Here is a 26,196-nt window from a genome sequence, read left to right on the forward strand (position 1 = left end):
TCTTGCCCCGCGCGGCGATGGAATTCCATCATCCGCGCAAGGAGCCGCCTTCTAGCGAGCCAAACGCGGCGCCGCAATGCGCGGATCGTCAATTTGCCATGCAGACGGGACAAGCCCCGCCCGCCGCACTAGATAAGGGTCATGGACAGCGTCGCCCCCACCCTGACCCACAGCATCGACCCCGCCGACGTCGAGCGCTTCAGCCGCATCGCCGCCGAATGGTGGGACCCTAAGGGCAAGTTCGCCCCGCTGCACAAATTCAACCCGGTCCGGCTGTCCTTCATCCGTGACCTGGCCCTCAGTCATTTCAACCGGGACCCCGCCGCCCGCCGGCCGTTCGAGGGGCTGAAACTGCTCGACATTGGCTGCGGCGGCGGCCTGCTCAGCGAGCCGATGAGCCGGCTGGGCTTCAGCGTCATGGGCGTCGACGCCTCGCCCCGCAACATCGGCACGGCAAGCACGCACGCGGCCGAACAGGGCCTGAGCATAGACTACCGCGCCAGCACCGCCGAACAGCTGGAGGCCGATGGGGCTGGACCGTTCGACGTCATCCTCAACATGGAAGTCATCGAGCACGTCGCCGACCCCGGTGAGTTCCTGCGCACCTGCGCCCGCCTGCTGGCCCCGGAAGGGGTGATGATCGTCGCCACCCTGAACCGGACCCTTAAGGCCCTGGCCCTGGCCAAGGTCGGCGCCGAGTACATCCTGCGCTGGGTTCCGGCCGGCACCCACGACTGGAACCAGTTCCTCAAGCCGGGCGAACTGCGCGGCTTCCTCGAAGGCCATCCCTTCGAGGTCGAAGGGCCCTTCGGCGTCACCTACAATCCGCTCACCGGCCGCTGGGACCGCTCGGCCGACAGCGACATCAACTACATGATGACGGTTACGCGCTCGGCGTGAGCCCCGTCACGGCGGGGGCGCCAACACTGCGCCATCCTTCGGGCGTCGAAGGAGCAAGGCGAAACCGACCTTTGGGCCCTCCCCTCTAGTTCAACTCTTCCTTCTTCGGGGGTGCGGGTGGCAGGGGGGCCACGCGCACCCCGTCTTCGATCAGGGCGGTGACCTCCTTGGCGGAGGCCTCGCCGTAGATGCCGCGTTCCTCGGACCTGCCCTCGTGGATGGCGCGGGCCTCCTTGGCGAAGGCGTCGCCGACGTAGTCGAAATGGTCCTCGACGTGGGCCCGCACAGCCTGCTGGGCCTGCATCATCATCTCGCGCATCTGCGGGGCCATGTCCGATGAGTCCTGGCGCTTCGTGCCGGCTACGGCGGGGGCCATGATCTGCTTCTTCACGTCCCGGGCGCCGCAGACGGGGCAGTTGACCAGCCCGCGCGCGGCCTGGTCGTCATAGTCCGACGAGGAGCCGAACCAGCCTTCGAACTCATGGCCGGTCGCGCATACGAGGGCGTATCTAATCATGCGACCGGGCCCGTGAAGGCGCGGGCGTTCTTGAGCGCGGGGATTGCGGCGCGGGCCTTGTCGGCCAGGGCCGGGTCGATATCGACGAGCAGGACGCCCGGCTCGTCATTGTCGAGCTGGCCGAGGATTTCGCCCCAGGGGCCAATGGCGATGGAGTGGCCCCAGGTGCCGCGGCCATCCTCATGGAAGCCGCCCTGGGCGGCCGCCAGGATGAAGCTGCCGGTCTCGATGGCGCGGGCGCGCAGCAGGATTTCCCAGTGGGCCTCGCCGGTCGGGCGGGTGAAGGCGGCGGGCACGGTGATCACCTTGACGCCGGCCGTGGCCAGGGCGCGGTAGACGGCCGGGAAGCGCATGTCGTAGCAGATGGTCAGGCCGAGCGGGCCGAACGGGGTCTGCGCCGCCACCGCCCGGTCGCCGGGGGTGTAGACCTCGGACTCGCGCGCCGTCTCGCCGGTCGGCAGGTCGACGTCGAACATGTGCAGCTTGTCGTAGGTGGCGACCACCGCCCCGTCCGGCCCGATCAGCATCTGGCGATTGGCCGCCTGGCCGTCCTCACGCAGCACCAGGGCCGAGCCGATGGAGAGCCAGACGCCGAGTTCCCGGGCGAGATCACGCAGACCCTGGACAACGAGGTCGTCCTCCGGTCGCTTGAGCGCCGGCAACAGCAGCTCTCGCGACTTCTGCAGGACGTTGGTCCCTTCCGGCGTGACGATCAGCTGCGCGCCGCCCGCCGCCGCCTCGAGCACCAGCGGCGCGACATGGGCCAGGGCGGCCTCATGCGTCGCCGGCGTGCGGGTCTGGACCAGGGCGGCGCGGAAACTCATGCCTGCAGCATCTCGTCGAGCTTGCCGGCCCGGTCGAGGGCCATCATGTCGTCGCAGCCGCCGATGTGCTTTCCGCCGATGAAGATCTGCGGGAAGGTCGAGCGGCCCGACTTGTCCATCATCTCCTGGCGCAGCTTGGGATCCATGCCGGCCTCGATCTCCTCGAAGGCGACATCCTTCTCGTTCAGCAGCGCGACGGCGCGCGCGCAATAACCGCAGAAGGGACGGGTGTAGATAACGACATCGGCCATGGGGGCTCCAATACGGGAACTTTGGTTGGTTATGTAGTCTTCAGCGCCCTGGATTTCACCCGGGCGATCACCAGCAACGACACATCGGCGGCTCCGGCCGCTTTCAGGGTCCGGGCGCAGGCGTCGGCGGTGGCGCCGGTGGTCAGGACGTCGTCGACCAGCAGGATGCGCCGGCCCTCGATCGCCGGCCGCCGCGGTTCCGGAACGGCGAAGGCGCCGGCCACGTTCCGCCGCCGGCCGGAAGCGGTGCGCCCGCCCTGCGTCGCCGTCCGCCGCGGCCGGGTCAGGGCGTCGGGCAGATAGGCCAGGCCCGTTTCGGCGGCCAGCCGACGCGCCACCTCCGCCGACTGGTTGTAGCGCCGCGACAGCAGCCGCCAGCGGTGCAGGGGCACGGGAACCAGGGCGTCGGCCCCGGCGATCAGCTCGCGCCCGGCCCGCGACAGCCAGCGGGCGAACAGCGGGGCCAGGTCGGTGCGGTCGGCGTGCTTGAGCTGCAGGATCGGCTCGCGGCTGTGTTCGTCATAGAGGCAGGCGGCGCGGGCGCGGGAGAAGACATGCGGCCTGGCCTCGCAGGCCGGGCAGCGGCCGATCATGGCGTATTCTGCCGGCATGCCGCAGCCGTCACAGACGGGCTCCTCGACGAACAGGATACGGCTCCAGGTCTCGGCCGGGATGCCGCCGGACTGGGCGGGCGAGCCATCCAGCGCCGTCTGGGGCAGAATGAGGTCGAGCGCGCGGCGGCCGAATGCGCTAAGGGCGGGACCGGGCCGCCACCCTGCCTTCGGACTTTCCACCGTCATGACCGCCCCGCCCGTCCTGTTCGACCGCGCCCTGCACCGCCGGAGAGCGCTGCCGCTCTCGCCCGCCTCCAGTCGCCCACCGCCGAGAGCTTGAACTCGCGGCTGAATAATCGTCGTTCCTGTTTGGACATCCGTTCTCCTGATGGGAACTGTCCCTTATTTCCCTGTCTCGCTGTAGGGGGTCACCCCAGGTCGCTGGCCGGCTTGGAAAGTGGTGTGTGTCCACGCTTTCCGTTGCCTAAACCGTTACCGTAGTTCCAAATGCGAGGAATTGAGACGGAGTTTAGAGAGGGGGACCATTTCGCAATTGAGAGTTATCGATGGGAAGGCAGCCAGCCCCCAGATAGAAGTAATTAGTAAAAATGCCCCCGTAGCTGGTAACATTGGGACTGAAAATCAATCATAACACATTGTCGTCAACGTTGGCTCGGCTTTCCAAAGCGTGCCTTGCCGGCTAAAAATAACGTTGTTGAACAAACCGCCACCACAGATTGATTGCTGTTTATATCTACAACCTAGAAGCTTGCCGTCGGTGCTTTCAAACCAAGCTTCATGGGGAGCGAAGGCATTTATAAAATGGTCACGAGTAGGCTCATTCGATAGAGTGTTTTTCACTTCGAGTAGTTCATCCCGTTGCGACGGGATTGGAATTTGCCTCCACACGCTCGAATCAATACCACACGCCTCAAGCACACTAACGGTGACTGGTTTTGCCAACGTGGAGCAGCTAGTCAATAAGACGGCCGTGGCGGCCAGAGAAACAAGACAAATGAACTGAATTCTCGTGGATGATCTCTCACGGGAAGAATTATGCAACATCAATGTACATCTCCTGCAGCATCATCAAATGAGTTCTGGTGTCCGGGATGCCGCCCGACTGGGCCGGTGACCCGTCGAGCGCCGTCGAGGGCAGAATGAGGTCGAGCGCGCGGCGGCCGAATGCGCTAAGGGCGGGACCGGGCCGCCACCCTGCCTTCGGACCTTCCACCGTCATGACCGCCCCGCCCGTCCTGTTTGACCGCGCCCTGCACCGTTGGCGCCTGGATCGCGCCGCCGCCTCATACGACACCGCCGGCTTCCTCAAGGCCCGGGCCGCCGCCGACGCCGTCGACCGCCTGGACGCCATCCTGCGACGGTTTCCACTGGCCGTCGACCTCGGGGCCCGCACCGGCGCGTTTGCGGAGGCGCTGAAGGATAGCGAGGCGGCCGGCAAGATCGACACCCTCATAGAAACCGACCTCTCCGCCGCCATGCTGGCCGGCCGTAGCGGCCCGCGCCTGGTGGTCGATGAGGAGCGGTTGCCCTTCGCCCCCGAAAGCCTCGACCTCGTCGTCTCGACCCTGGCCCTGCACTGGACCAACGACCTGGTCGGGGCCCTGGTGCAGATTCGCCGGGCGTTGAAGCCCGACGGCCTGTTCATCGGCGCCTTCCTGGGCGGCGCCACCCTGACCGAGCTGCGCCAGTGTCTGCTGGAGGCCGAGAGCGAGATCAGCGGCGGGGCCCACCAGCGCGTCTCCCCCTTCGCCGACGGCTTCGACGGGGCCGGCCTGTTGCAGCGGGCCGGCTTTGCCTTGCCGGTCAGCGATGTCGACCGGGTCACCGTCCGCTATGCCCATCCCCTCTCCCTGTTGAAGGACCTGCGGGCCATGGGCGAGACCAGCGTGCTGGTTGACCGCGCCCGCAAACCCTTGAGCCGCAAGGTGCTGTTCCGCGCCCTGGAGCTCTATCAAACCCGTTTTGCCCAGGCGGACGGCAAGGTCGCCGCCACCTTCGAGATCATCACCGTCACCGGCTGGGCGCCGCACGAGAGCCAGCAGAAGCCGTTGAAGCCCGGCAGCGCCAAGGTGCGGCTGGCCGACGCGCTGAAGACCACCGAGCGCAGCGCCGGAGAGAAGCCGGCGCCGTAAACGAAGCCGCCATTATAGCATGAGGCGGCGGCGTAAGGTCTTGAATTGATGTGACTTGTGCGTTGAGGCGAGCGCGGGGATTGTAGGCGCGGGCGTAGGCGCCGCGTTGATATGGCGTCGGGGATTGTTGACAGGTTGGTGACCCGGAATGTCAACGCCGCGCCGCATCAGGCCGAAAACCGCGTTCAGAGCGGCCAAAGCCGCATGAATATGTCTAGACATATTCATGGGACCCAGAAAAGGCGTTTTAAGTCAGCGGGTTATCAGATCGCCGCGTCGATGGCGGCGGAGACGGCTTCCATGATCCCGGTGGTCTTGTTGCCGAAGGCGGAGACCGAGGTGACGATGACCAGGAAGATCAGGGCGGCGATCAGGCCGTACTCGATCGCGGTCGCGCCGCTCTCGTTGGTCCAGAAGGCCCTCAGACGAAATCGCAGAGCCAGGCGACCAGCGGGGCGTCCGCCGGCGGCATGGGGTAGTCCGCGAGTTGCTGGGGCTTCACCCACGCCAGAGCCTCATGTTCCTTCGCCGTGACGACCCCGTCCCAGCGTCTCAGCAGAAACAATGGCATGAGGAGGTGAAACGAATCATAACTGTGGGATGCGAAGACGAAGGGGGCCAGGCAGGCGGCCTTCACATCGATGTCGAGCTCTTCCTTCAGCTCGCGGATGATGCACTCTTCCGGCGTCTCGCCGGCCTCGACCTTGCCGCCCGGAAACTCCCACAGGCCGGCCAGCTGCTTGCCCGCCGGCCGTTGGCAGATCAGCACCCGGCCGTCGGCATCGATGAGGGCGGCGGCGACGACGAGGACCGTAGGCTTCATGGGTCCTGCACCTAACAGCCCCATTTGCGCCACGCCAGAACATCAGGAGGCGACAGGGGCGCATCGTCTGGTATGCAGGCTCCAACCACACGGAGCCTTTGAATGTCGCAGCTCAGCCTCACCCGCTGGAACATCGCCTTTGGCGGCGGCGCGCCGCTGGTCGTCATCGCCGGCCTCAATGTCATCGAGGACCTCGAACTGGCGCTGCATACGGGCCGGACGCTGAAGGCCATCTGCGCTGACCTCGGCCTGCCCTATGTGTTCAAGGCCAGCTACGACAAGGCCAACCGCTCGTCACTGAAGAGCTATCGCGGGCCTGGTCTGAAGAAGGGTCTGGAGATCCTGGCCGAGGTGAAGGCGCAGCTGAACGTGCCGATCGCCACCGACATCCATACCCCCGAGGAATGCGAGCCGGTGGCCGCCGTCGCCGACCTGGTGCAGATCCCCGCCTTCCTGTGCCGGCAGACCGACCTGGTCGTCGCGGCAGCGCGGGCGACGCAGGCGGCCGGCGGCCTGCTGCATGTGAAGAAGGGCCAGTTCCTGGCGCCGTGGGACTGCAAGAACATCCTCGACAAGGTCAAGGAAGCCACCGGCGGGGCGGAGATGACGATCCTTTGTGAGCGCGGCAATTCGTTCGGCTACAACAACCTGACCGTCGACATGCTGGGCATCGGCGAGATGCAGAAGCTGGGCGCGCCGGTGACCATCGACGCGACCCACGCCGTGCAACTGCCCGGCGCCGATCCGCGCACCGGCGGGGCCTCGACGGGCGGACGGCGCGATGGCGTGCCGATCATCGCCAAGGCGGCGATCGCGGCCGGCGCCGACGGCGTGTTCCTGGAATTCCACCCGGACCCGGACAAGGCGCTGTGCGATCCGCTGAGCTGTCTGCCGCTGGATGGCGCGGCGGGGTTACTGCGGACGTTGAAGGGGATTCACGAGCTGGTGCACTAGCTAGCATCCCTTCTCCCGCTTGTCGGGAGAAGGTGGCCCCCGAAGGGGGTTGGATGAGGGCAACACCGGCCTTTGACGATTGGCGGCGGCACGGTCGGCGCCAGAACGTGCGCGTCCCGACGAGCCGGCGCTGCCCTCACCCGTCAGCCCTGCGGGCTGCCACCCTCTCCCGACAAGCGGGAGAGGGGCGCGCCGTTGCCGCGCTAGGAGCGATAATCGCCGTTGATCGCCACGTACTGCTTGGTCAGGTCGCAGGTCCAGATCACCGCGTGGCCGCGCCCAACCCCGACGTCGATGCTGACCTCCAGCTCCTGCTTCTTCATGTAGGCGCTCATCTTCGCCTCTGAATAGTTCGCCGCCACCATGCCGTCCTGGGCGGCCATCAGCTTGCCGAACTGGACGCTCATCTTCTCGCGGTTGACCGGCTCGTCGGCGCGGCCGACGGCCATGACGATGCGGCCCCAGTTGGCGTCCTCGCCGGCAAAGGCGGTCTTGACCAGCGGGCTTTCGGCGACCGTGCGGGCGATCTTGCGGGCCGAGGCGTGGCTTTCGGCCCCGGTGACGTTGATCTTGACGAACTTGGTCGCCCCCTCGCCGTCGCGCACCAGTTGCAGGGCCAGGTCGAGCAGGACGGCTTCGAGCTTTTCGCGGAAGTCGGCCAGGCGCTTGTCGCCGGCCCGGTGGATCTTGGGCGCGCCCGACTGGCCCGTCGCGAACAGCAGCAGGGTGTCGTTGGTCGAGCGGTCGCCGTCGACCGTCACGGCGTTGAAGGTGTTGCGCACATAGAGGCTGACCAGGGTCTGCAAGGCCCCGGGGGCGATGGCCGCGTCGGTGGCGACGAAGGCCAGCATGGTGGCCATGTCCGGCGCAATCATGCCGCTGCCCTTGGCGATGCCGGCGATGCGCACCTCCACCCCGTCGATGGTCGCCGTCGCCTGCGCCCCCTTGGCGAAGGTATCGGTGGTCATGATGGCGCCGGCCGCTTCGGCCCAGCCGTCGGCGTGCAGCCTGGCTTCGATCTCCGGCAGCTTGCTGGTGATCCTGGCGTCGTCGAGCAGGACGCCGATCACCCCGGTCGAGGCCATCATCACGTCGCGCTGGCGGCAGTCGAAGCGCTTGCCGACCGCCGTCGCCACCCGGCGCACAGCATCGGCGCCGGGCTTGCCCGTAAAGCTGTTGGCGCAGCCGGCGTTGACCACCAGGGCCCGCACGTCCTCGCCCTTGGAGGTGGTCAGCTGGCGCTTGCACCAGTCGACGGGCGCCGAGCCGACGCCGTGCCGGGTGAAGACCCCGGCGGCGCTGGTGCCTTCGGCGAAGGTCATGATCAGCAGGTCATCGCGCTCATGCTTGTAGAAGCCGGCCCTGGCGGTGGCGATCTCGACCCCGGCCACCGGAGCGATCTTCGGGAAGGGCACGGCCAGCGGCGACACCGCCAGCCCGGGCTTGCCCGGCGCGGCCGGCTCGGCGGCCACCGGAGCGGCCTCCTTCGGCGATCGCTTCAGCGCGGCGCGGATCGGCTCGATGGCGCGTTCGACGGCATGGCCGACGGCCTCCACCGGCTTGGCGGCGGCCTCGAGGGCCATGGCGGGCAGATCCTTGGCGGTCTTCTTGTCGGTCATTTTTTCGGCGGTACGGGAGCGGGAACAGGGGGGACTTCGGCGGCGGGGGGCAGGCTGGCGCCCGGGGCGGGCGGCGGCGCGTTGGCCGGCTCGCTGGGGGCTCCGGGCACGTTTTGCCCACGCGGGATCAGGGTTTCGACCTTGGCCCCGCCGCGCAGCTTTTCCAGCAGGTCGCGGATCTGTCCGTAGGTCAGGAAGCGGACGATGTGCGGCCGCGCCACGTCCAGGGTCAGCGGCTGTTCGGGCCGGCGCTCCTCGACCTTGACCACCGCCCAGCCGCCCTCGACCGCGAACGGCCCGACCAGGGCGCCGGGCTGGGCGTCCTTGAGGGCCGTCTGGTAGGCCGGCGGCATGACGTCGAGCGGGAAGAAGCCGCCGAAGTCGCCGCCGTTGAAGCGGGTGGCGCTGTCGATGGAGCGCTCCATGGCCAGGCCCTCGAACGGCCGGCCGGCGGCGACCAGGCGCTTGATGTCGGCGGCGGCCTCAGGCGAGCCGACGACGATCTGGCGGGCCTTGAACTGTTCCGAATGGGTCGCGAGGTCCTGCTGCTCGCGATACATCTTCTGGATATTTTCCTCGGTGACGCCCTTCTCGACGAAGCTTTCGACGACCATGTCGGCCAGCACGCGCTTGCGCACCGCCTCCAGCCGCCGCAGGGCGACCGGATCGTCGTCGAGGCCACGCTTGACCGCCTCGGCGCTGAGCAGTTCGCGGTCGACCACCTCGTCGAGCATCTGGCGGAACATTTCCGACTGGATGTCGAGCGGCTCGCCCTCCCCGATCAGGCCTTGCGCAATCGCCTCGCGCTTGACGTCGGAGGCCCAGACGGTCTGGCCATCGACGCGGGCGACGGCGACATCGCCGGTTTCCGGCGGCTTGTCGTTGCTGACCTTCGGCCCGCAGGCGGCCAGCACCAGCGCGGTGACAACGAAGAGCGGGGCGAGACGTCTGAGCATGAGGACTCCGTCGATCCAGACCGGTTCGATTAAGGCCTTTCGGGAGCAAAGGGAAACATTTGCAAGCGGCCGGAAGGAAGCTCGCGTTTATCCTCAATCGGATGTTTACCCGCGCCGTGCAACGAAACCGGGATTATTCGTCCAGTGGAGCCGCCGCGTACCGTGTTCAACGCTGACCCGAAGATCATTTCGCGCATGGCCCCGCACCTGCAAAGGGTGCTGGTGGTCGATTCGCAGCCGGCGGCGACGAAGCTGTTGCAGGACCTGCTCCGCAGCCTGGTGACCTGTCAGGTGTGGTCGGCGACCAGCGACGCCAAGGCCATCCAGGCGGCCCGGGCGATCGATCCGCAGATCATCTTCCTGGAGCACAGCGGCCCGGAGATCGACGGCGCCCGCCTGGCCCGGGCCCTGCGCCGCAGCGACCTGGCCTGTCGCAAGGTTCCGATCATCATGGTCACCAGCGAGGCGACGGCCCAGGCCATCCTGGGGGCCCGCGACGCCGGGGTGCACGAGTTCCTGCGCAAGCCCTACACGACCAAGGACCTGATGCGGCGGCTGGAAGCGGTGGCCCTGAAACCCCGCGACTGGGTCGAGGCGGTGCACTACGTCGGGCCGGACCGTCGGCGGTTCAACAGCGGCGAGTACGCCGGGCCGCGCAAGCGCCGCTCGGACTCGCGCAAGACGCCGGACCAGGATCGGATACTGCAGGCGCTGAAGATCACCCGGGCGGCGATGGCGGCGGTCGATAGCGACTGGATGCAGGCGCGCCGGGCGCTGCTGGCCCAGGCCGCCGATCTGCAGAAGGCGGCGGTCTCGGTCGGCGACCTGAAGCTGATGGACGCGGCGGTGACGCTGAACAAGGCGATCGGCGAGACGCTGGACCGGGCGAAACTGGAACCGGCCGTGGCGGCGATCACGGCCTTCCTGCCGAAGGACGAGACGAAGGCGGCTTAGGCCTGGCGCGCCCTCCCTCCCCGAATTGGGGAGGGCAGGCGCGCGTTGCGCGCCGGGTGGGGAAGTGGATCACCACGCCCGGCCGGTTAGGCTTCTCAGTGCTTGCTCGGGGAGGTCAGTGACCGACTTCCCCACCCGACGCGCGTAACCGCGCGTCTGCCCTCCCCAATTTGGGGAGGGAGGCCGCACCGCTTACGCCTCGACCAGGTTCCGGTCGCGGGCCGCGGCCTGCATGGCCTTCTGCAGCTTCTCGAAGGCCCGCACCTCGATCTGGCGGACCCGTTCGCGGCTGACGCCGTATTGCGAGGCCAGGTCTTCCAGGGTGGTCGGGTCGTCGCGCAGGCGGCGCTCGGTCATGATGTGACGTTCACGGTCCGACAGCTCGGCCATGGCTTCCTCGAGCAGGCCCATGCGCAGGGACTTCTCTTCGTTCTCGGCCAGCTCGGTTTCCTGCGAAACCTGATTGTCGTCCGACAGCCAGTCCTGCCACTCGGCGTCGCCGTCGACGCGCATCGGCGCGTTCAGCGAGGCGTCGGGACCGGACAGGCGCCGGTTCATCGACACCACTTCCGATTCCTGCACGCCCAGCTTGGTGGCGATGGAGGTGACGTGCTCGGGCAGCAGGTCGCCGTCCTCGAAGGCGCTGATCTGGCTCTTGGCCTTGCGCAGGTTGAAGAACAGCTTCTTCTGCGCCGCCGTGGTGCCCATCTTCACGAGCGACCAGCTGCGCAGGATGTATTCCTGGATCGAGGCGCGGATCCACCACATGGCGTAGGTGGCCAGGCGGAAGCCCTTGTCGGGCTCGAATTTCTTGACCGCCTGCATCAGGCCGACGTTGCCCTCGGAGATCACTTCCCCGATCGGCAGGCCGTAGCCGCGATAGCCCATCGCGATCTTGGCGACGAGGCGCAGGTGGCTGGTCACCATGCGGTGGGCGGCCTCCGGGTCCTCATGTTCCTTCCAGCGCTTGGCGAGCATGAACTCTTCGTCCCGCGCCAGCATGGGGAACTTGCGGATCTCGCTGAGGTAGCGCGACAGGCCGCCATCGGGCGACATGACGGAGAGTGATGCAGCAGCCATAATCTTGTCTTTCCCCTATATCGGCAGGCGTTCCGGGTCTGCCCGCTCCGCGGCACAGGCCACCCGCCCCCGTTCCAATGGATCACATAAGAACCCGTTGCGGCGTTTCAAAGGCCATGACGCGTTTGTAATCCGACGGTGGGTATAATCCTGAGCGCGGGAGTCAGGTATCGAAAAGCCCTGAGAGGGTTTTCAGAAAAGATCGACCCGTTGGCGGGATCCGGATTTGACAGGCCGGCCCCGCCAACTCAACTTTTGGCTGACGGAGGCAATCCATGCATCGCAGGTCTGTTCTTTTCCTTCCTCTGCTGGCGCTGGCGCGCCCCGCGCTGGCCGCCGAACCGACTCCCCCGGCCATCCTCAGCATCACGCCCACCAACGGCCTGACGAACATCGACCCTGGCATCCGGGTGCTTAGCATCATGTTCGACCGCCAGATGCGAAACAGCTGGTCGTTCGTGAAGAGCGACCAGGGCGAATGGCCGGAGATCAGGATGCCGGTTTTTCGACACGGCGATACCCTGTTCGCCGACATCAGTCTGAGGTCGGGGCGCACCTACGCCTTTTCGCTGAACAGCACGCGCTTCCGGAACTTTCGCAGCGGCGAAGGGGTCCCCCTGGCGCCCACCCTGATCCGCTTCACCACGAGGCCGTCAGAGAGCCAGCAGACCGACCTCTAGCGCCGCCATGTCGGCCGGCAGCGGGGTTTCGAAGCGCAGGCGCTCGCCGGTCACCGGGTGCACGAAACCGAGCACGGCCGCATGCAACGCCTGCCGCGCCAGGCCGGCCGTTTCGATGATGGCCCGCACGGCATTCGCCGGCGCTCCATTTCCGTAAACCGGATCGCCCAGGCAGGGCGCGCCCTTGCTGGCCAGGTGGACGCGGATCTGGTGGGTGCGGCCGGTTTCCAGCACGCAGCGGACGCGGGCCGCCACCGGCTTCGAACCGCCGTACGTCTGCTCGACGGTATAGTGGGTGATCGCCTCGCGGCCGCCGGCTTTCAGCACCGCCATCTTCTTGCGGTCGTGCGGGCTACGGCCGATCTGGGTCTGGATCACGCCCTCAGCCGGCGACGGCGCGCCACGGGTGAAGGCGATGTAGGCCCGCTCGATGTCGTGGGTCGCGAACAGGGCGGATAGGCCGGCGTGGGCGGCGTCGGACTTGGCCGCCACCATCACCCCGCTGGTGTCCTTGTCGAGGCGGTGGACGATGCCGGGCCGCAGCACCCCGCCGATCCCCGACAGGCTATCACCGCAATGGTGCAGCAGGGCGTTGACCAGGGTGCCGCTCTCGGTGCCCGGCCCCGGATGGGCGGCCATGCCGGCCGGCTTGTCGATGACGATCAGGTGCTGGTCTTCGTAGAGCACCGTCAGCGGGATGGCTTCAGGCCGGGGCTCGGCGGCGACGGGCGCGGGGATGGAAATCTCGTAGGTCCCGGCCTGGGCCTTGGCCGAGGCGTCGGTCACCGGCCGGCCGTCCCGCCGGATCAGCCCGGCCGCCATCAGCGCCTGGATCCGGCCGCGCGACAGCTCGGCGACCAGGTCGGCCAGCACCTTGTCCAGGCGACCGCCGGCCTCGGGGACCTCGACCACACGGAGGCCGAGGTCGACCGCGTCGTCGCCCTCCGCGATCTGATCATCAGGCAGGCTCTCGTCGCTCATGAAGCCATCCGTGCCGCCGGCAGGGGCCCGGGTCAACCGACAGACCGGGGCGTTCTCCCCCTTGGGTCGCCGCAAGCCCTTTTAGTTTCCCGATTTCGCACAATCGTCGTGACAGCGTCATGCAATCCCCCTAGCTCCACCTGATCACTGTTCAGGTTCGAGGGGATACGAACTATGACGCCGTCTTACCGTCGCCTGCTGCTCGCCGCAGCGGGTCTTTCCGCCATTGCCTTCTCCACCGCCGTGCACGCCCAGGAGGCGGATTCGGTCGAGGAGATCGTCGTCACCGCCCAGAAGCGCGAGCAGCAGGCGGTCGATGTGCCGATCGCCCTGACCGCCCTCAGCGGCCAGCGGCTTGAGAAACTCGGCGTTGAGGACTTCGCCGACCTGGCGCTGTTCACCCCGGGCTTCGAGGTCCAGGACCAGTCGCCCAACAACCCCGGCTTCGTGATACGCGGCATCACCTCGGACTCCACCGACAGCTTCTCGGAAGCCCGCGTCTCGGTGTTCCAGGACGGCGTTTCGATCTCGAAGGCGCAAGGCAGCTACGTCGAACTGTTCGATCTCGAGCGCGTCGAGGTGGCCAAGGGCCCACAATCGACCCTCTACGGCCGCGGCGCCCTGATCGGGGCCGTCAACGTCATCCAGGCCAAGGCCGACCCGTCCGGCTTCGACGCCGCCCTGAAGGTCACCGGCGGCGACTTCGGCCTGATGCAGGTCGATGGCATGGTCAACGGCGCCTACAGCGACGCCTTCGCCATCCGCCTGGCCGGCCGCTGGCGCCAGCGCGACGGCTATGTCGAGAACCTGGGCGAGGGCGACGACTTCCAGTCGGTCGACAGCGCCGCCTGGCGCCTCGCGATGGCCTATGAGCCGAACGACAGCTTCCGCGCCGACCTGCTGGTCAACTGGCAGCAGGACCGCGCCGCCGGCACCGCCTTCAAGTCGCTGAACTACAACCAGACCGATCCGGTCACCGGCGCCGTGCTCGCCGGCACGGACGTGCGGGACGGCGCCGCCATCGGCGCCCCCGCCGGCTTCATCGGCGGCGACGAGCTGGGCGTCGACCGCACGGTGCAGGGTGTTACGGGCCTGATCACCTGGGACCTGAACGACAGCTTCACCCTCAGCTCGATCACCGCCTACCGCGAGTTCGACAGCCAGGAGGTGTTCGACGCCGACGGCCTGAGCCAGCCCCTGCTGACCGGGCTGAACGACGCCCAGGACAAGCAGTGGAGCCAGGAGTTCCGCCTGAACTTCGACGACGGCGGCCGCTTCAAGGGCTTCGCGGGCCTCAGCTGGTTCAAGAATGAGAGCGAGCAGCTGATTCCCCTGCAGTTCGACGAGCGCCTCGGCCTCGCCGACCTGACCGGCCAGCTGAATGCCGGCGCCGCCGGCTCCGGCCTGCCGGCCAACACGCCCGCGCCGATGGCCTATTTCGGCAACACGGCCTTCACCGGCGCCCTGATCCAGGGCCTGGTCGCCCAACTGTCGGAAAATCCCAACACCGCCGCCTTCGACCCGGCCATCGTCCTGACGACGCCCCAGGCCCAGGCCATCGCCGCCAATCTGCGCGGCAATCATACCGAGGCGGTGCAGACCACCAGCGACCTCGACGCCCTCGACCTGTTCGTCGACGGGACCTTCGCGGTGACCGACAAATTCGAGATCTCGGCCGGCCTGCGCTACACCCGCGATGAGAAGGACACCGGCTTCCGCTCCTTCACCGTCGGCGGCCGCAGCGTGCTCGGCGGCGCCATCGGGGCGGCCCAGCTGGCCGGCCAGGCCAACCAACTGATCGCCAGCGGCATCCCGGCCAACGTCACCCAGGGCAACGCCCTGCTGGCCCAGGCCAACGCCATCCTCGGCGCCCTGCAGAGCCCGCTCGTGCAGCTGATCCCGGAATCGGCCCTGCCCAACTTCGGCCTGACCTTCCAGCCGACCGCGGGCAACGGCGACGGCACGGCGATGAGCCACACCGACGAGGCCTTTACCTGGCGCCTGGTCGGCCGTTACGCGGTCAGCGACGACCTCAACCTCTACGCCAGCTACGCCCGAGGCCGTCGCCCCGAGATCCTCGCCACCGGGGCTCCGACCACGCCGGGCGGCGCGGCCCGCTTCGACGCCATCGAGGCCGAGACCGTCGACAGCTACGAGGTCGGCGCCAAGGCCGCCCTCCTGGACGGCCGGCTGCGGCTCGACGGCTCGGTCTATTATTACGACTACCAGGACTTCCAGACCGTCATCCAGGACGGGGTGGTGTTCACCATCGCCAACGCCGGCAAGGCCAAGGCCTATGGCTTCGAGGGGCAAATGGACTGGCGCGCGGCGCCCGGCCTGAACCTCTACGCCACCTATGCTTACAGCCACGCCCGCTTCGACGGCGGCGCCTACGACGGCAACCACTTCCGCCTGTCGCCGGACCACACCCTGTCGCTGGCCGCCAGCTGGAGCTTCGACGCCCTCGGCGGCACCTTCGACATCCGCCCCAGCTACAGCTGGCAGTCGGAGGTCTTCTTCGACGACAACAACGACCGCGCGGTGTTCCAGCAGCCGCCCGGCGCCTTCGTCGCCGACAACATTCAGGACGAGAAGCAGGACAGCTACGGGCTGGTGAATCTGCGGGCCAGCTACCGCCCGGCGAACACCAATGTCACCTTCGAGCTGTTCGCCACCAACCTGACCGACGAAGACTACATCATCGACGCCGGCAACACCGGCGACAGCCTCGGCCTGCCGACCTTCATCCCCGGCGCGCCGCGGATGGTCGGCGGCAGCATCGGCTGGACGTTCTAGCAGACGGATCAGTTCCTCCTCCGGGGGCGTAGCCCACGGGGGAGGGGGACCGCGGCCGAAGGGCGTGGTGGAGGGGGCTGCGCCGGCCTGTCAGGACAAAGAGCTTTCTGGCGGAGGCGGCGATAGCTGCGTTCATGATCAACCCGATCCGCCGGCGCTGCCCCCTCCACCACCGGGCCTTAAGTCGGCCCGGCGGTCCCCCTCCCCCGTCGCTGTGCGCCGGAGGAGGAATTGGCGTCAGCCCTTCCCCGTCGCTTCCTCTTCCTTGCCGGTGATCGAGCCTTCGGTGAACAGGTACTCTTTCAGCTGATCGTCGAATTCGCTGTCGTTGCGCCGGATCCACTCAAGCGCCATGGCGGCGTGCTCGATCTCTTCATGCGCATTGTGCAGCAGGATCTTGCGCAGCTCCTCGTCGTCGCAGTCGTCCGCGCGCTGGCGATACCAATCGACGGCTTCCAACTCCTCGATCAGCGAAGATATGGCGTAGTGCAGATTCAACGTCTTCGCTTTGAGCTTTTCGCGGGGAACGTGGAGGCCTTCGCTGGACACTGTCATCTCCTTGTTGTCGGATGGAACGACAAGAACGCACGAAAGCGCCGCAGGGGAAGACCATGAACATCGACAGACGCAAATTGTTGGCCGGCTTCGGCCTCGGCGCTTCCGCCATCGCCGGTTCGGCCCGCGCGCACGGCGACCATGTCATGGGCGCCTTCAACCACGGCGTCGCCTCGGGCGATCCCCTGCAGGACCGCCTGATCGTCTGGACCCGCCTGACGCCGCATGACGGCCACGGCCTGGAAGACATCAACGGCGAACTGCACATCGCCACAGACGCCAGCTTCGCCAAGCCGCGCCTCATCAAGGTCGCCGCCACCGCCGACCGCGACTGGACCATCAAGGTCGATGTCGACGGGCTGAAGGCCGGGACCGAGTATTTCTACCGCTTCAAGGTCGGCAAGACGCTCTCGCCGGTCGGCCGGGGCCGCACCCTGCCCGAGAAGACCGACGAGGTTGTGCTGGCCGTGGCCAGCTGCGCCCTGTTCATCCAGGGCTACTTCAACGCCTACGACGCGATCGCGCGGATGGACCGGGTCGACGCCGTCATCCACCTGGGCGACTACATCTACGAGTACGGGGCGAGCGAATACGGGGCTGGCTCGCCGGTTGCCAAGGACCGCAAGCTCGATCCGCCGACCGAGATCCTCACCCTGAGCGACTACCGTCGGCGCCACGCCTGCTACAAGGCCGACGCCAACCTGCAGGCCGCCCACGCCCGCGCCGCCTGGATCGTGGTCTGGGACGACCATGAGACGGCCAACGACAGCTGGGTCAGCGGGGCCGAGAACCACAGCCCGGACAAGGAAGGCGACTGGGCCACCCGCAAGGCCGCCGCCCTGAAGGCCTACTTCGAATGGATGCCGATCCGTGATCCGGCCGGCGCGATGTCGGCAGCGATCTACCGGTCGTTCCGCTTCGGCGATCTGGCCACCCTGCTGATGACCGAGACCCGGCTGACGGCCCGCACCGAGGCCATGGACGCCGGCCGCGACCTGATGGTCGACGGCAAGCCCGACATCGCCGGTTTCATGACCAGGCTCAACGACCCGGCCCGCCGCCTGATGGACGAGCGCCAGCATGCCTGGCTGGCCGGGGAACTGGGCCGCTCGGTCAAGGCCGGCGAGACCTGGCAGGTGATCGGCAACCAGATCGTCATGGGCAAGGTGCTCAGCCCCGACCTGCGCAAGACCATGGGCGAGGACGCCTGGGGCAAGCTGCTGAAGTCGGTGCCGGACTATGTCGCCCAGGCGGTGACCGTCTCCTCGCAGCTGTCGGCGACGCCGATCCCGGTCAACCTCGACCAGTGGGACGGCTATCCGGCCGACCGCGAGCGGGTCTATGCGACCTTCAAGGCGACCAAGGCCCGGCCGATCGTGCTGGCCGGCGACAGCCACAGCTTCTGGGCCAACGAGTTGTCGGACCTGTCCGGAACCCTGGTCGCCGCCGAATTCGGCACGACGGGAATCACCAGCCCCGGGTTCGCGGACATGCTGCCGGGCGTGCCGCTGAACGAGGCGCTGATCGCCCGCAATCCGGAAGTGAAATTCGCCGACAGCGCCGCCAAGGGCTTCGTGAAGCTGACCCTGACGAAAGAGAAGGCGGTCGCCGAAATGGTCGCCGTCTCTACGATCTTCGCGCCGGAGTATGAGGTGAAGACGCTGAAGACCTTCACCGTCACCCCGGACGGAACCGGGGTGAGCAAGCTCGCCTGATCCAGGTTCCTCCTCCGGGACGAAGTCACGGGGGAGGGGGACCGCCGGCCCGACTTCAGGGCCGGTGGTGGAGGGGGCAGCGCCGGCCCTCGACGATGATCATGAATGCAGCGGTCACGGCCGCGCCAGAACGTAACTCAACCGGACAAGCCGGTGCCGCCCCCTCCACCACCGCCTTCGGCGGCGGTCCCCCTCCCCCGCCGCTACGCGTCGGAGGAGGAATTTTCTATGAGCTGGCCGTCAACGACCAGCCGGTAGAAGCACGAGCGGAAGCCGACGTGGCAGGCGCCGCCGTCGCCCTGTGGCCGGACCTTGAGCAGCACCGCATCCTGGTCGCAGTCGAGTCGGACCTCGACGATGGTCTGCACCTGGCCGCTGGTCTCGCCCTTTTTCCAGAGAGCGTTCCGCGAGCGGCTGAAATAGTGGGCCTCGCCGGTGTCCAGCGTCAGCCGCAAGGCCTCGGCGTTCATCCAGGCCAGCATCAGCACCTCGCCGCTGTCGGCGTGCTGGGCGACGGCGGCGATCAGGCCATTGGCGTCAAAGCGCGGCGCGATGATCGCGCCGCGTTCGAGGCTTTCCGTATCGGGGGCGGTGGGAAACACGCCTCCCCTCCTTGATTGACTACCGCTTGCCCATCTCGACAAAGCCGAGGAAGCGGTCGCGCAGGCTGGCGTCGGTCTTGAACACGCCGCGGAACTGGGTGGTGATGGTCGAGACGTTGCGGTGGTGCACGCCGCGGGTGGTCATGCACTGGTGCTCGGCGTCGATCAGGATGGCCACGCCGGCCGGCTTGAGGCTGTCACAGATCGCGTCGGCGATCTGCTGGGTCATGGTTTCCTGCGTCTGCAGGCGCTTGGCGAAGATCTCGACCACGCGCGCCAGCTTGGAAATCCCCACCACCCGGTTGGTCGGCATGTAGGCGACGTAGGCCTTGCCGAGGAACGGGGCCATGTGGTGCTCGCAGTGGCTCTCGACCTCGATGTCCTTCAGGAAGACGATGTCGTCATAGCCCTGAACGTCCTCGAAGATGCGCGACAGTTCCTTGCCGGGATCGGCGGTGTAGCCCTCGAACCATTCGCCATAGGCATCGACCACCCGCTTGGGCGTATCGAGCACGCCCTCGCGGCGCGGGTCGTCGCCGGCCCAGGCGATCAGGGTGCGGACAGCCTCCATGGCCTCTTCGCGGCTCGGACGCTTTACGGGTTCAAGATCAAGGCCGGAGGTGGCCAGGGTTCGCTCGGTGATGGCGTCCATGTCGGAGAGGGTCCCTTGAGGCTGAGTTGCGCCGGAACGACGATCGCTCCGGAAAGACGCGTGCCACCTCAATCACGTTCCCGCAGGCCGTGGCCTACTCGGGCAGCCACAGCTATATGGGACGCCCCTGCAAACGGGCAAGCCGCAACGTCGCGTAACTGTCACCAGAAAAACTGCACCAGAGACCATGACCCTCAAGCTGTATGACACCATGGCCCGCAAGAAGCGGCCCTTCGAACCCGCCAACGACAAGCGGGTGACGATGTATGTCTGCGGCCCCACCGTTTACGGATACGCCCATATCGGCAACGCCCGGCCGGTCGTGGTCTTCGATGTGCTGTTCCGCCTGCTGCGCCATCTCTATGGCGAGGACCAGGTGGTCTATGCTCGCAACGTCACCGATGTGGACGACAAGATCAACCAGAAGGCCGCCGATGAAGGCGTCGAGATCGGCGTCATCACCGAGCGCTTCTTCAAGGCCTATCTGGAGGACATGGATGCGCTCGGCGCCCTGCGGCCGACGCATCAGCCCAGGGCCACCGACTTCATCAAGGAGATGGTCGAGGCCATCGCCGACCTGATCACCAAGGGCGGCGCCTACGAGGCCGAGGGCCATGTGCTGTTCGATACGCAGGCGGCCAAGGACTATGGCCAGCTGTCGGGCCGCAGCCTCGACGACATGATCGCCGGGGCCCGCGTCGAGGTCGCCCCCTACAAGCGCCATGCCGCCGACTTCGTGCTGTGGAAGCCGTCCAAGCCCCACGAACCGCGCTGGCCCTCGCCCTGGGGCGACGGCCGTCCAGGCTGGCACAGCGAATGCTCGACGATGATCGAACAGGTGCTGGGCCTGCCCATCGACATTCACGGCGGCGGCATCGACCTGGTCTTCCCGCACCATGAGAACGAGCTGGCCCAGGCGACCTGCGCTCACCACGGCGGCGAATTCGCCCGCTTCTGGATGCACAACGGCTTCCTCGACATGGACGGGACGAAAATGTCCAAGAGCCTGGGCAACGTCATCATCCCGCATGAGCTGTTGCAGGTCGTGCCCGGTGAACTGGTCCGCTGGGCCTTGCTCAGCGCCCACTACCGCCAGCCGCTCGACTGGACCGAGAGCCTGCTCGACCAGAGCCGCAAGGCGCTGGACCGTCTCTATGGGGCGTTGCAGGACGCGGCCCGGGAGGTCGGAACGGCCAAGGCCGGGGCCGAGGTCGGGGAGAAGGCGCGGGACGTCGAATATGCCCTGCTCGACGACCTCAATACGCCCAAGGCGCTGTCGGCGCTCTTCGCCCTGTCGGACGACCTGCGCACGGCCATCGCCGAAGGCGACAAGTCCGCCATTGCAGGCGCCCGCGACGACCTGGTCACCGCCGGCGCCCTGCTGGGCTTCCTGCAGAAGGCCCCCGGCGAGTGGTTCCAGGGCGCGGCGGCCGACGGCCTGAAGGACCAGGTCGAGGCCCTGCTGGTGCAACGCGCCGAGGCCCGCGCCTCGAAGGACTGGCCGACCGCCGACCGCATCCGCGGCGAGCTGGACGCGCTGGGCGTTGTGGTGATGGACGGCCCGCAAGGGGCCACCTGGCGCTTGAAGGCCGCCGGGGAATAGGACAGCCGAGATGAAGATCGAACACCGCATCGGCATCCAGGCCAATACCGACTCCATCTGGGAGGTGCTCAGCGACCTCGATCACTGGGGCGACTGGTGTCCCATGTATCCGCGGGCCGCCGGGACCATCCGTATCGGCTCGGTGCTGGACATCGACGAGCATGTCCCGGGCCTGAAGGTTCACAACATCCGGCCCGTGGTCCTCGACTGGGCGCCCTACGACCACATCCACTGGCGCACCAAGATGATGCGCGGTTGGGTGACCGGCACCCGCTTCTTCGAGATCGAGGAGCTGACCCCCGGCAGCTGCATCTTCTCGAACGGCGAACTGTATCAGGGCCTGCTGGTCGATTTCGCCGTGCCGCGCGCCATCCGCTTCAAGATCCGCGAGGCCTACGAACAGTTCGGCGAGGCGCTGAAGGCCGAGGCCGAAAAGCGTTGGCATGCGGGCGGCGACCTCCCAAATAAGCCCCGATGATCGACGACCTCTACAGCGCCCGCATCCTCGCCTTGGCCGCCAACATGCCGCGCGCCGGGCGCCTGGCTGCGCCGCAGGGGTCGGCGGAACGTGTCGCCAAGCTGTGCGGCAGCCGGATCACCGCCGACGTCACCCTCGACGACAGCGGCCACGTCGCCGACTTCGCCCAGGAGGTCCAGGCCTGCGCGCTCGGCCAGGCCGCCGCCGCCGTGCTCGGCGAGAACGTCATCGGCGCCACGGCGCACGAAATTGAAACGGCGCGCGATGCATTCCGTGCTATGCTGAAGGAAGGCGGCGCACCGCCTGAAGGACGTTTCAAGGACCTGGCCGTGTTGATGCCCGTGAAGGACTATCCCGCCCGTCACGCCTCGAGCCTGCTGGCTTTCGAGGCGGCGCTGGCTGCTGTCCAGCAGGCGAAAGCACGAACTAGCGGCGCCGACGCGGCTTGATCCCGTGCGGCTGCGCGGGGTAAGCGCGGGGCTTCGTTCACCCATCACATGCGCGTCGGCATGACCCTCTATGAACGCAGCGTCCGGCTGGCGCACCGCGCCTACAAGGTCACGCTGTCCCCGTGGACGGGGCGCCAGTGCCGCTTTCTTCCGACCTGTTCGGACTACGGCCGCGACGCCCTGATCCAGCACGGACCGATCAAGGGCGGCTACCTGACCGTCCATCGCCTGTGCAGATGCCATCCCTGGGGCGGTTCCGGATACGACCCGGTCCCTCCGCCGAAAAGAAAATGCGAAGTGTCATGATCGACCTGATTTTCCCCGACGGCTCCGCCCGTCAGTATCCCGAAGGCAGCAGCGGCCGGGACGTCGCCGCCGCCATCTCCAAATCGCTTGAGAAGCGCACCCTGCTCGTCCGCCTCGACGGCAAGCTCTACGACTTCGACCGCCCCCTGCCCCACGGCGGCAAGGTCGAGTTCGTCGACCGCAGCGACCCCGACGCGCTCGATACCATCCGCCACGACGCCGCCCACGTGCTGGCCGAGGCGGTGCAGGAGTTGTTCCCCGATGCCCAGGTGACCATCGGTCCCAACGTCGAGGACGGCTTCTATTACGACTTCGCCCGCGAGACGCCGTTCTCGACGGACGACTTCGCCGCCATCGAGAAGAAGATGCGCGAGATCGTCGATCGCGACGAGAAGATCACCCGCGAGGTCTGGGACCGCGAGGAGGCGATCGCCCACTTCGACAGCATCGGCGAGCAATACAAGGCCCAGATCATCCGCGACCTGCCCGGCACGGACGAGATCACGGTCTATCGCCAGGGGAACTGGAAGGACCTCTGCCGGGGTCCCCACCTGCCGTCGACCAAGCATGTCGGCAAGGCCTTCAAGCTGACCAAGCTGGCCGGCGCCTACTGGCGCGGCGACCAGAACAACGCCCAGCTGCAGCGCATCTACGCCACGGCCTGGGCCACCGAGGAAGACCTCGCCGCGCACCTCAAGCGCGTCGAGGAGGCCGAGAAGCGCGATCACCGCAAGATCGGCAAGATCATGGACCTCTTCCACATCCAGGAAGAGGGCAAGGGCATGGTGTTCTGGCACCCCAAGGGCTGGACCATGTACCGCGCCCTGGAGGCCTACATGCGCCGCATGACCGAGGCGGGAGGATACGTCGAGGTCAAGACGCCCCAGATCCTCGACCGCTCCCTGTGGCAGACGTCGGGCCACTGGGAGAAGTTCGGCCACGCCATGTTCACCTGCGAAACGGCCGAGGGCGAGAGCCTGGCCGTCAAGCCGATGAACTGCCCCGGCCATGTGCAGATCTTCAACGTCGGCCAGAAGTCCTACCGCGAGCTGCCGCTGCGCATGGGCGAGTTCGGCGCCTGTCACCGGTTCGAGCCTTCGGGCGGCCTGCACGGCATCATGCGGGTTCGGGCCTTCACCCAGGACGACGGCCACATCTTCTGCCGAGACGACCAGATCGAGAGCGAGACGACGACCTTCGTGAAGCTGCTCTACCAGGTTTACGAGGACCTCGGCGTCGAGCTGCACAGCGTCAAGCTCGCCCTGCGGCCCGAGCTGCGGGCCGGCACGGACGAGGTCTGGGACATCGCCGAGAGCAAGCTGGAACGGGCCGCCATCGCCGCCGGCATGACGGTGGAGATGCTGCCGGGCGAGGGCGCCTTCTACGGCCCGAAGCTCGAGTTCCACCTGAAGGACGCCATCGGCCGCACCTGGCAGTGCGGCACGCTGCAGCTCGACTTCGTGCTGCCTGAACGCCTCGACGCCGAATACGTCGGCGAGGACGGCCAGAAGCACCGCCCGGTCATGCTCCACCGCGCCATCCTCGGCACCTTCGAGCGTTTCCTCGGCATCCTGATCGAGAACTACGGCGGGGCCTTCCCGCTGTGGCTGTCGCCCGTGCAGGCCGTGGTGGCGACGATCACCTCGGACGCCGATGAGTTCGCGGTCGCCACGGCGGCGAAGTTCAAGGCCGCTGGCCTGCGGGTCGAGACCGATCTTCGCAACGAGAAGGTCGGCTACAAGATCCGCGAGCACAGCCTGGCCAAGGTCCCGGTCATCGCCGTCGTCGGCCGCAAGGAGGCCGAGGAAGGCAAGGTCGCCATCCGCCGGTTCGGATCGCAGGACCAGACCATCGTCACGGTCGAGGAGGCTATCGCCCTGCTGACGGCGGAAGCGACGCCGCCGGACCTGAAGCGCTGATGCGTCAAGGCGCCGCCCCTTCCCCTGCCGGAAGGGGCGGACTCTTCACTACCGGTTAATGCCACACGCCCAGAATCGTCAGCCTGTAACCCGGGCTGGATTTTCACCTCCTTGCGCAGTCTCATCGCCGCCGTCGAGCGTATCGAGCCCCTGACCGTCTATGGTCGGGTGGCGGCCGTGAACGGGCTGCTGATCGAGGCGCGTGGCGGCCTCAGCCACCTCGCCGTCGGGGCCCGGGCCGAGATCACCCGCCGCGCCGCCTCGCCGCTGGCCGCCGAGGTGGTCGGCTTCCGCGACGCCCGCGCCCTGCTCATGCCATTCGGGCCCGTAGAGGGCGTCGCGCCCGGGGCCGAGATCCGCATCCAGCCGGACGGCGCATCCGTGCGCCCCAGCAAGGCCTGGCTCGGCCGCATCATCGACGCCTTCGGCGAGCCCATCGACGGCAAGGGGCCCCTGCCGCAGGGAGAAGCCAGCTATCCCCTGCGCGCCTCCCCGCCCCCGGCTCACGCCCGCGGCCGGGTCGGCGAGCGGCTGGACCTCGGCGTCCGGGCCATGAACGTCTTCACCACCACCTGCCGGGGCCAGCGCCTGGGCATCTTCGCCGGGTCGGGCGTCGGCAAGTCGGTGCTCCTCTCCATGCTGGCCCGCCAGGCCGACTGCGACGCGGTCGTGGTGGGGCTGATCGGCGAACGGGGCCGGGAAGTGCGCGAGTTCATCGAGGAGACCCTTGGCGAGGAGGGTCTCAAGCGCGCCGTCGTCATCGTCGCCACCTCCGACGAACCCGCTCTCAAGCGCCGCCAGGCCGCCTACATGACCCTGGCCGTGGCCGAAGCCCTGCGTGACAAGGACATGGAAGTCCTCTGCCTGATGGACAGCGTCACGCGCTTCGCCATGGCGCAGCGTGAGATCGGCCTGGCGGCCGGCGAGCCGCCGACCACCAAGGGCTATACCCCGACCGTCTTCACCGAGCTGCCCAAGCTGCTGGAGCGGGCCGGGCCCGGGCCGATCCGGCCGGACGGCACCACGGCGGGACCGATCACCGGCCTGTTCACCGTGCTGGTCGACGGCGACGATCACAACGAGCCGATCGCCGACGCCGTGCGCGGCATTCTCGACGGCCACATCGTCATGGAGCGGGCCATCGCCGAGCGCGGCCGTTTCCCGGCGATCAATGTGCTGAAGTCCATCAGCCGGACCATGCCCGGCTGCCAGAACATGGACGAACGCGACGTGGTCAAGGGCGCCCGCCAGGTGATGGCGGCCTGGGCCAACATGGAAGAGCTGATCCGCATCGGCGCCTATCGGGCCGGCGCTGATCCGGTGGTCGACCGGGCCATCGCCCTGAATCCGGCCATCGAGGCCTTCCTCGGCCAGGACGCCCACGAGGCGACCTCGCTGGAAGACAGTTTCGCCCATCTCGACCAGATTCTGCAGAGTGAGTTCGCATGAAGGCCGTCGGCTCCCTGATCCGTTTGTCCAATTTCCAGGTCGAGGAACTGCAGAAGCGGCTCAGCGTCATTGTCGACGCCCGCACCCAGTGGGAACTGCGCATGGCCGTGCTCGAGGCCGAGGCCGAAAGCGAACTGGCCAACGCCCGCGCCGACGCCGAGGCCGGCTGGTATCTGGTCGGCTTCCGTGACGGCGTGAAGGTCCGCCGCAAGGCCATCCAGGACAACATCGACAGCCTGATCGCCGAAGAGGAAGGGGCCCGCGACGCGCTGAACGAAGCCTTCGAAGGCCTCAAGAAGTACGAGCAGGTCGCCGAGAAGGCCGCCCAGGCCGCCCGCCGGGAAGAGAACCGCCGCGAGACGGCCGCCTTGGACGAGCTCGGCCTGCGCCGGGTGGCGGCCAGGTGAAGCCCACCACAAAAGCCCT

Annotated in this window: 27 protein-coding genes; 14 read left to right on the forward strand and 13 right to left on the reverse strand. The window is 67.5% G+C overall.

Annotated features, from left to right (window positions below; genetic code table 11):
- Positions 1–141: 141 nt before the first annotated feature.
- Complete coding sequence (gene ubiG, locus O5I81_RS17385; RefSeq protein ID WP_271066123.1) at positions 142–900, forward strand: bifunctional 2-polyprenyl-6-hydroxyphenol methylase/3-demethylubiquinol 3-O-methyltransferase UbiG; 759 nt, start codon at positions 142–144, stop codon at positions 898–900.
- An 85-nt stretch (positions 901–985) separates the two neighbouring features.
- On the opposite strand, the gene O5I81_RS17390 is transcribed toward ubiG, so the two are convergent.
- Genes O5I81_RS17390 through O5I81_RS17405 form a run of 4 tightly spaced genes read right to left on the reverse strand, consistent with a single transcriptional unit; the run spans position 986 to position 3,292 of the window.
- The gene (locus O5I81_RS17390) at positions 986–1,417 is read right to left on the reverse strand and encodes a DUF1178 family protein (RefSeq protein WP_271066124.1); all 432 of its coding nucleotides are present in this window, start codon (positions 1,415–1,417) and stop codon (positions 986–988) included.
- Positions 1,414–2,241 carry a carbon-nitrogen hydrolase family protein gene (locus O5I81_RS17395; protein WP_271066125.1) on the reverse strand — a complete coding sequence of 276 codons (828 nt, stop codon included), beginning with the start codon at positions 2,239–2,241 and terminating at the stop codon, positions 1,414–1,416. The genes O5I81_RS17390 and O5I81_RS17395 overlap by 4 nt, the downstream gene beginning before the upstream one ends.
- Positions 2,238–2,492 (reverse strand): glutaredoxin 3, encoded by a 255-nt coding sequence (gene grxC / locus O5I81_RS17400; RefSeq protein ID WP_271066126.1) that lies wholly within the window; start codon positions 2,490–2,492, stop codon positions 2,238–2,240. The genes O5I81_RS17395 and grxC overlap by 4 nt, the downstream gene beginning before the upstream one ends.
- 29 nt (positions 2,493–2,521) lie before the next feature.
- Positions 2,522–3,292 carry a ComF family protein gene (locus O5I81_RS17405; RefSeq protein WP_271066127.1) on the reverse strand — a complete coding sequence of 257 codons (771 nt, stop codon included), beginning with the start codon at positions 3,290–3,292 and terminating at the stop codon, positions 2,522–2,524.
- Positions 3,293–4,284: 992 nt separating this feature from the next.
- On the opposite strand from O5I81_RS17405, the gene O5I81_RS17410 reads away from it, so the two are divergent.
- Positions 4,285–5,199, forward strand: a complete 915-nt coding sequence (locus tag O5I81_RS17410; RefSeq protein ID WP_271066128.1) for a methyltransferase domain-containing protein — start codon at positions 4,285–4,287, stop codon at positions 5,197–5,199.
- Positions 5,200–5,462: 263 nt separating this feature from the next.
- Here the strand turns inward: O5I81_RS17410 and O5I81_RS17415 are convergent, their stop codons facing one another.
- Both O5I81_RS17415 and O5I81_RS17420 read right to left on the reverse strand, forming a co-directional pair.
- Positions 5,463–5,636, reverse strand: a complete 174-nt coding sequence (locus tag O5I81_RS17415) for a Flp family type IVb pilin (RefSeq protein WP_271069051.1) — start codon at positions 5,634–5,636, stop codon at positions 5,463–5,465.
- Positions 5,621–6,022 carry a (deoxy)nucleoside triphosphate pyrophosphohydrolase gene (locus O5I81_RS17420; RefSeq protein ID WP_271066129.1) on the reverse strand — a complete coding sequence of 134 codons (402 nt, stop codon included), beginning with the start codon at positions 6,020–6,022 and terminating at the stop codon, positions 5,621–5,623. Before O5I81_RS17420 ends, O5I81_RS17415 begins: the two co-directional genes overlap by 16 nt.
- A gap of 102 nt (positions 6,023–6,124) precedes the next feature.
- Here O5I81_RS17420 and kdsA point away from each other — a divergent pair, with 102 nt between their 5' ends.
- A complete protein-coding gene (kdsA, locus tag O5I81_RS17425; protein WP_271066130.1) occupies positions 6,125–6,976 on the forward strand; it encodes a 3-deoxy-8-phosphooctulonate synthase in 852 nt (283 codons plus the stop codon).
- 203 nt (positions 6,977–7,179) lie between these two features.
- Here kdsA and argJ read toward each other — a convergent pair whose 3' ends face one another.
- A complete protein-coding gene (argJ, locus tag O5I81_RS17430; protein WP_271069052.1) occupies positions 7,180–8,559 on the reverse strand; it encodes a bifunctional glutamate N-acetyltransferase/amino-acid acetyltransferase ArgJ in 1,380 nt (459 codons plus the stop codon).
- Positions 8,560–8,591: 32 nt separating this feature from the next.
- The gene (locus tag O5I81_RS17435) at positions 8,592–9,551 is read right to left on the reverse strand and encodes a peptidylprolyl isomerase (protein WP_271066131.1); all 960 of its coding nucleotides are present in this window, start codon (positions 9,549–9,551) and stop codon (positions 8,592–8,594) included.
- 162 nt (positions 9,552–9,713) lie between these two features.
- Between O5I81_RS17435 and O5I81_RS17440 the strand changes: the two genes are divergently transcribed.
- Positions 9,714–10,505, forward strand: coding sequence for a response regulator (locus tag O5I81_RS17440; protein WP_271066132.1), 792 nt, complete (start codon positions 9,714–9,716; stop codon positions 10,503–10,505).
- A 192-nt stretch (positions 10,506–10,697) separates the two neighbouring features.
- Here O5I81_RS17440 and rpoH read toward each other — a convergent pair whose 3' ends face one another.
- On the reverse strand, positions 10,698–11,585 hold the full coding sequence (gene rpoH, locus O5I81_RS17445; protein WP_271066133.1) for an RNA polymerase sigma factor RpoH: 888 nt from the start codon (positions 11,583–11,585) through the stop codon (positions 10,698–10,700).
- 275 nt (positions 11,586–11,860) lie between these two features.
- Between rpoH and O5I81_RS17450 the strand changes: the two genes are divergently transcribed.
- Complete coding sequence (locus tag O5I81_RS17450; RefSeq protein WP_271066134.1) at positions 11,861–12,265, forward strand: hypothetical protein; 405 nt, start codon at positions 11,861–11,863, stop codon at positions 12,263–12,265.
- Here O5I81_RS17450 and O5I81_RS17455 read toward each other — a convergent pair.
- Positions 12,239–13,246, reverse strand: coding sequence for an RluA family pseudouridine synthase (locus O5I81_RS17455; protein ID WP_271066135.1), 1,008 nt, complete (start codon positions 13,244–13,246; stop codon positions 12,239–12,241). The two genes, O5I81_RS17450 and O5I81_RS17455, sit on opposite strands and share 27 nt — an antisense overlap.
- Before the next feature lie 174 nt (positions 13,247–13,420).
- On the opposite strand from O5I81_RS17455, the gene O5I81_RS17460 reads away from it, so the two are divergent.
- Positions 13,421–16,042 carry a TonB-dependent receptor gene (locus tag O5I81_RS17460; RefSeq protein WP_271066136.1) on the forward strand — a complete coding sequence of 874 codons (2,622 nt, stop codon included), beginning with the start codon at positions 13,421–13,423 and terminating at the stop codon, positions 16,040–16,042.
- 237 nt (positions 16,043–16,279) lie between these two features.
- Here O5I81_RS17460 and O5I81_RS17465 read toward each other — a convergent pair whose 3' ends face one another.
- A complete protein-coding gene (locus O5I81_RS17465) occupies positions 16,280–16,591 on the reverse strand; it encodes a ferritin (protein WP_271066137.1) in 312 nt (103 codons plus the stop codon).
- A gap of 62 nt (positions 16,592–16,653) precedes the next feature.
- Between O5I81_RS17465 and O5I81_RS17470 the strand changes: the two genes are divergently transcribed.
- Positions 16,654–18,312: an alkaline phosphatase D family protein gene (locus O5I81_RS17470; RefSeq protein ID WP_271066138.1), complete on the forward strand. Its 1,659-nt coding sequence runs from the start codon at positions 16,654–16,656 to the stop codon at positions 18,310–18,312.
- A 203-nt stretch (positions 18,313–18,515) separates the two neighbouring features.
- On the opposite strand, the gene hisI is transcribed toward O5I81_RS17470, so the two are convergent.
- Positions 18,516–18,914, reverse strand: a complete 399-nt coding sequence (gene hisI / locus O5I81_RS17475) for a phosphoribosyl-AMP cyclohydrolase (RefSeq protein WP_271066139.1) — start codon at positions 18,912–18,914, stop codon at positions 18,516–18,518.
- Between the two features lie 19 nt (positions 18,915–18,933).
- Positions 18,934–19,566, reverse strand: a complete 633-nt coding sequence (folE, locus tag O5I81_RS17480) for a GTP cyclohydrolase I FolE (RefSeq protein WP_271066140.1) — start codon at positions 19,564–19,566, stop codon at positions 18,934–18,936.
- Between the two features lie 187 nt (positions 19,567–19,753).
- On the opposite strand from folE, the gene cysS reads away from it, so the two are divergent.
- The 7 genes from cysS to O5I81_RS17515 all read left to right on the forward strand — a co-directional run bounded on the left by cysS (position 19,754) and on the right by O5I81_RS17515 (position 26,177).
- The gene (gene cysS, locus O5I81_RS17485; protein ID WP_271066141.1) at positions 19,754–21,169 is read left to right on the forward strand and encodes a cysteine--tRNA ligase; all 1,416 of its coding nucleotides are present in this window, start codon (positions 19,754–19,756) and stop codon (positions 21,167–21,169) included.
- Positions 21,170–21,179: 10 nt separating this feature from the next.
- Positions 21,180–21,647 carry an SRPBCC domain-containing protein gene (locus O5I81_RS17490; RefSeq protein WP_271066142.1) on the forward strand — a complete coding sequence of 156 codons (468 nt, stop codon included), beginning with the start codon at positions 21,180–21,182 and terminating at the stop codon, positions 21,645–21,647.
- Positions 21,644–22,096 carry an iron-sulfur cluster assembly scaffold protein gene (locus O5I81_RS17495; RefSeq protein ID WP_271066143.1) on the forward strand — a complete coding sequence of 151 codons (453 nt, stop codon included), beginning with the start codon at positions 21,644–21,646 and terminating at the stop codon, positions 22,094–22,096. The genes O5I81_RS17490 and O5I81_RS17495 overlap by 4 nt, the downstream gene beginning before the upstream one ends.
- A gap of 60 nt (positions 22,097–22,156) precedes the next feature.
- Entirely contained in the window at positions 22,157–22,402 is a 246-nt protein-coding gene (yidD, locus tag O5I81_RS17500) for a membrane protein insertion efficiency factor YidD (protein WP_271066144.1), read from the forward strand.
- Positions 22,399–24,321: a threonine--tRNA ligase gene (gene thrS, locus O5I81_RS17505; protein ID WP_271066145.1), complete on the forward strand. Its 1,923-nt coding sequence runs from the start codon at positions 22,399–22,401 to the stop codon at positions 24,319–24,321. The genes yidD and thrS overlap by 4 nt, the downstream gene beginning before the upstream one ends.
- A 111-nt stretch (positions 24,322–24,432) precedes the next feature.
- A complete protein-coding gene (gene fliI, locus O5I81_RS17510; protein ID WP_271066146.1) occupies positions 24,433–25,770 on the forward strand; it encodes a flagellar protein export ATPase FliI in 1,338 nt (445 codons plus the stop codon).
- Complete coding sequence (locus tag O5I81_RS17515; RefSeq protein ID WP_271066147.1) at positions 25,767–26,177, forward strand: flagellar FliJ family protein; 411 nt, start codon at positions 25,767–25,769, stop codon at positions 26,175–26,177. The genes fliI and O5I81_RS17515 overlap by 4 nt, the downstream gene beginning before the upstream one ends.
- The last annotated feature ends 19 nt before the right edge of the window (positions 26,178–26,196 follow it).

Origin of the sequence: Caulobacter sp. NIBR1757 (assembly GCF_027912495.1) — a bacterium.
Classification (GTDB): Bacteria; Pseudomonadota; Alphaproteobacteria; order Caulobacterales; family Caulobacteraceae; genus Caulobacter.

Bases quoted from the DNA above. Each gene is read 5' to 3' on its own strand.
- O5I81_RS17390 (WP_271066124.1), bottom strand. From the start codon at position 1,417: ATGATTAGATACGCCCTCGTATGCGCGACCGGCCATGAGTTCGAAGGC.
- folE (WP_271066140.1), bottom strand. From the start codon at position 19,566: ATGGACGCCATCACCGAGCGAACCCTGGCCACCTCCGGCCTTGATCTT.
- O5I81_RS17490 (WP_271066142.1), top strand. From the start codon at position 21,180: ATGAAGATCGAACACCGCATCGGCATCCAGGCCAATACCGACTCCATC.
- argJ (WP_271069052.1), bottom strand. From the start codon at position 8,559: ATGGCCCTCGAGGCCGCCGCCAAGCCGGTGGAGGCCGTCGGCCATGCC.
- yidD (WP_271066144.1), top strand. From the start codon at position 22,157: ATGACCCTCTATGAACGCAGCGTCCGGCTGGCGCACCGCGCCTACAAG.
- O5I81_RS17460 (WP_271066136.1), top strand. From the start codon at position 13,421: ATGACGCCGTCTTACCGTCGCCTGCTGCTCGCCGCAGCGGGTCTTTCC.
- rpoH (WP_271066133.1), bottom strand. From the start codon at position 11,585: ATGGCTGCTGCATCACTCTCCGTCATGTCGCCCGATGGCGGCCTGTCG.
- O5I81_RS17515 (WP_271066147.1), top strand. From the start codon at position 25,767: ATGAAGGCCGTCGGCTCCCTGATCCGTTTGTCCAATTTCCAGGTCGAG.
- O5I81_RS17435 (WP_271066131.1), bottom strand. From the start codon at position 9,551: ATGCTCAGACGTCTCGCCCCGCTCTTCGTTGTCACCGCGCTGGTGCTG.
- kdsA (WP_271066130.1), top strand. From the start codon at position 6,125: ATGTCGCAGCTCAGCCTCACCCGCTGGAACATCGCCTTTGGCGGCGGC.
- cysS (WP_271066141.1), top strand. From the start codon at position 19,754: ATGACCCTCAAGCTGTATGACACCATGGCCCGCAAGAAGCGGCCCTTC.
- O5I81_RS17450 (WP_271066134.1), top strand. From the start codon at position 11,861: ATGCATCGCAGGTCTGTTCTTTTCCTTCCTCTGCTGGCGCTGGCGCGC.
- O5I81_RS17455 (WP_271066135.1), bottom strand. From the start codon at position 13,246: ATGAGCGACGAGAGCCTGCCTGATGATCAGATCGCGGAGGGCGACGAC.
- thrS (WP_271066145.1), top strand. From the start codon at position 22,399: ATGATCGACCTGATTTTCCCCGACGGCTCCGCCCGTCAGTATCCCGAA.
- O5I81_RS17395 (WP_271066125.1), bottom strand. From the start codon at position 2,241: ATGAGTTTCCGCGCCGCCCTGGTCCAGACCCGCACGCCGGCGACGCAT.
- O5I81_RS17405 (WP_271066127.1), bottom strand. From the start codon at position 3,292: ATGACGGTGGAAAGTCCGAAGGCAGGGTGGCGGCCCGGTCCCGCCCTT.
- O5I81_RS17470 (WP_271066138.1), top strand. From the start codon at position 16,654: ATGAACATCGACAGACGCAAATTGTTGGCCGGCTTCGGCCTCGGCGCT.
- O5I81_RS17495 (WP_271066143.1), top strand. From the start codon at position 21,644: ATGATCGACGACCTCTACAGCGCCCGCATCCTCGCCTTGGCCGCCAAC.
- O5I81_RS17420 (WP_271066129.1), bottom strand. From the start codon at position 6,022: ATGAAGCCTACGGTCCTCGTCGTCGCCGCCGCCCTCATCGATGCCGAC.
- ubiG (WP_271066123.1), top strand. From the start codon at position 142: ATGGACAGCGTCGCCCCCACCCTGACCCACAGCATCGACCCCGCCGAC.
- grxC (WP_271066126.1), bottom strand. From the start codon at position 2,492: ATGGCCGATGTCGTTATCTACACCCGTCCCTTCTGCGGTTATTGCGCG.
- O5I81_RS17410 (WP_271066128.1), top strand. From the start codon at position 4,285: ATGACCGCCCCGCCCGTCCTGTTTGACCGCGCCCTGCACCGTTGGCGC.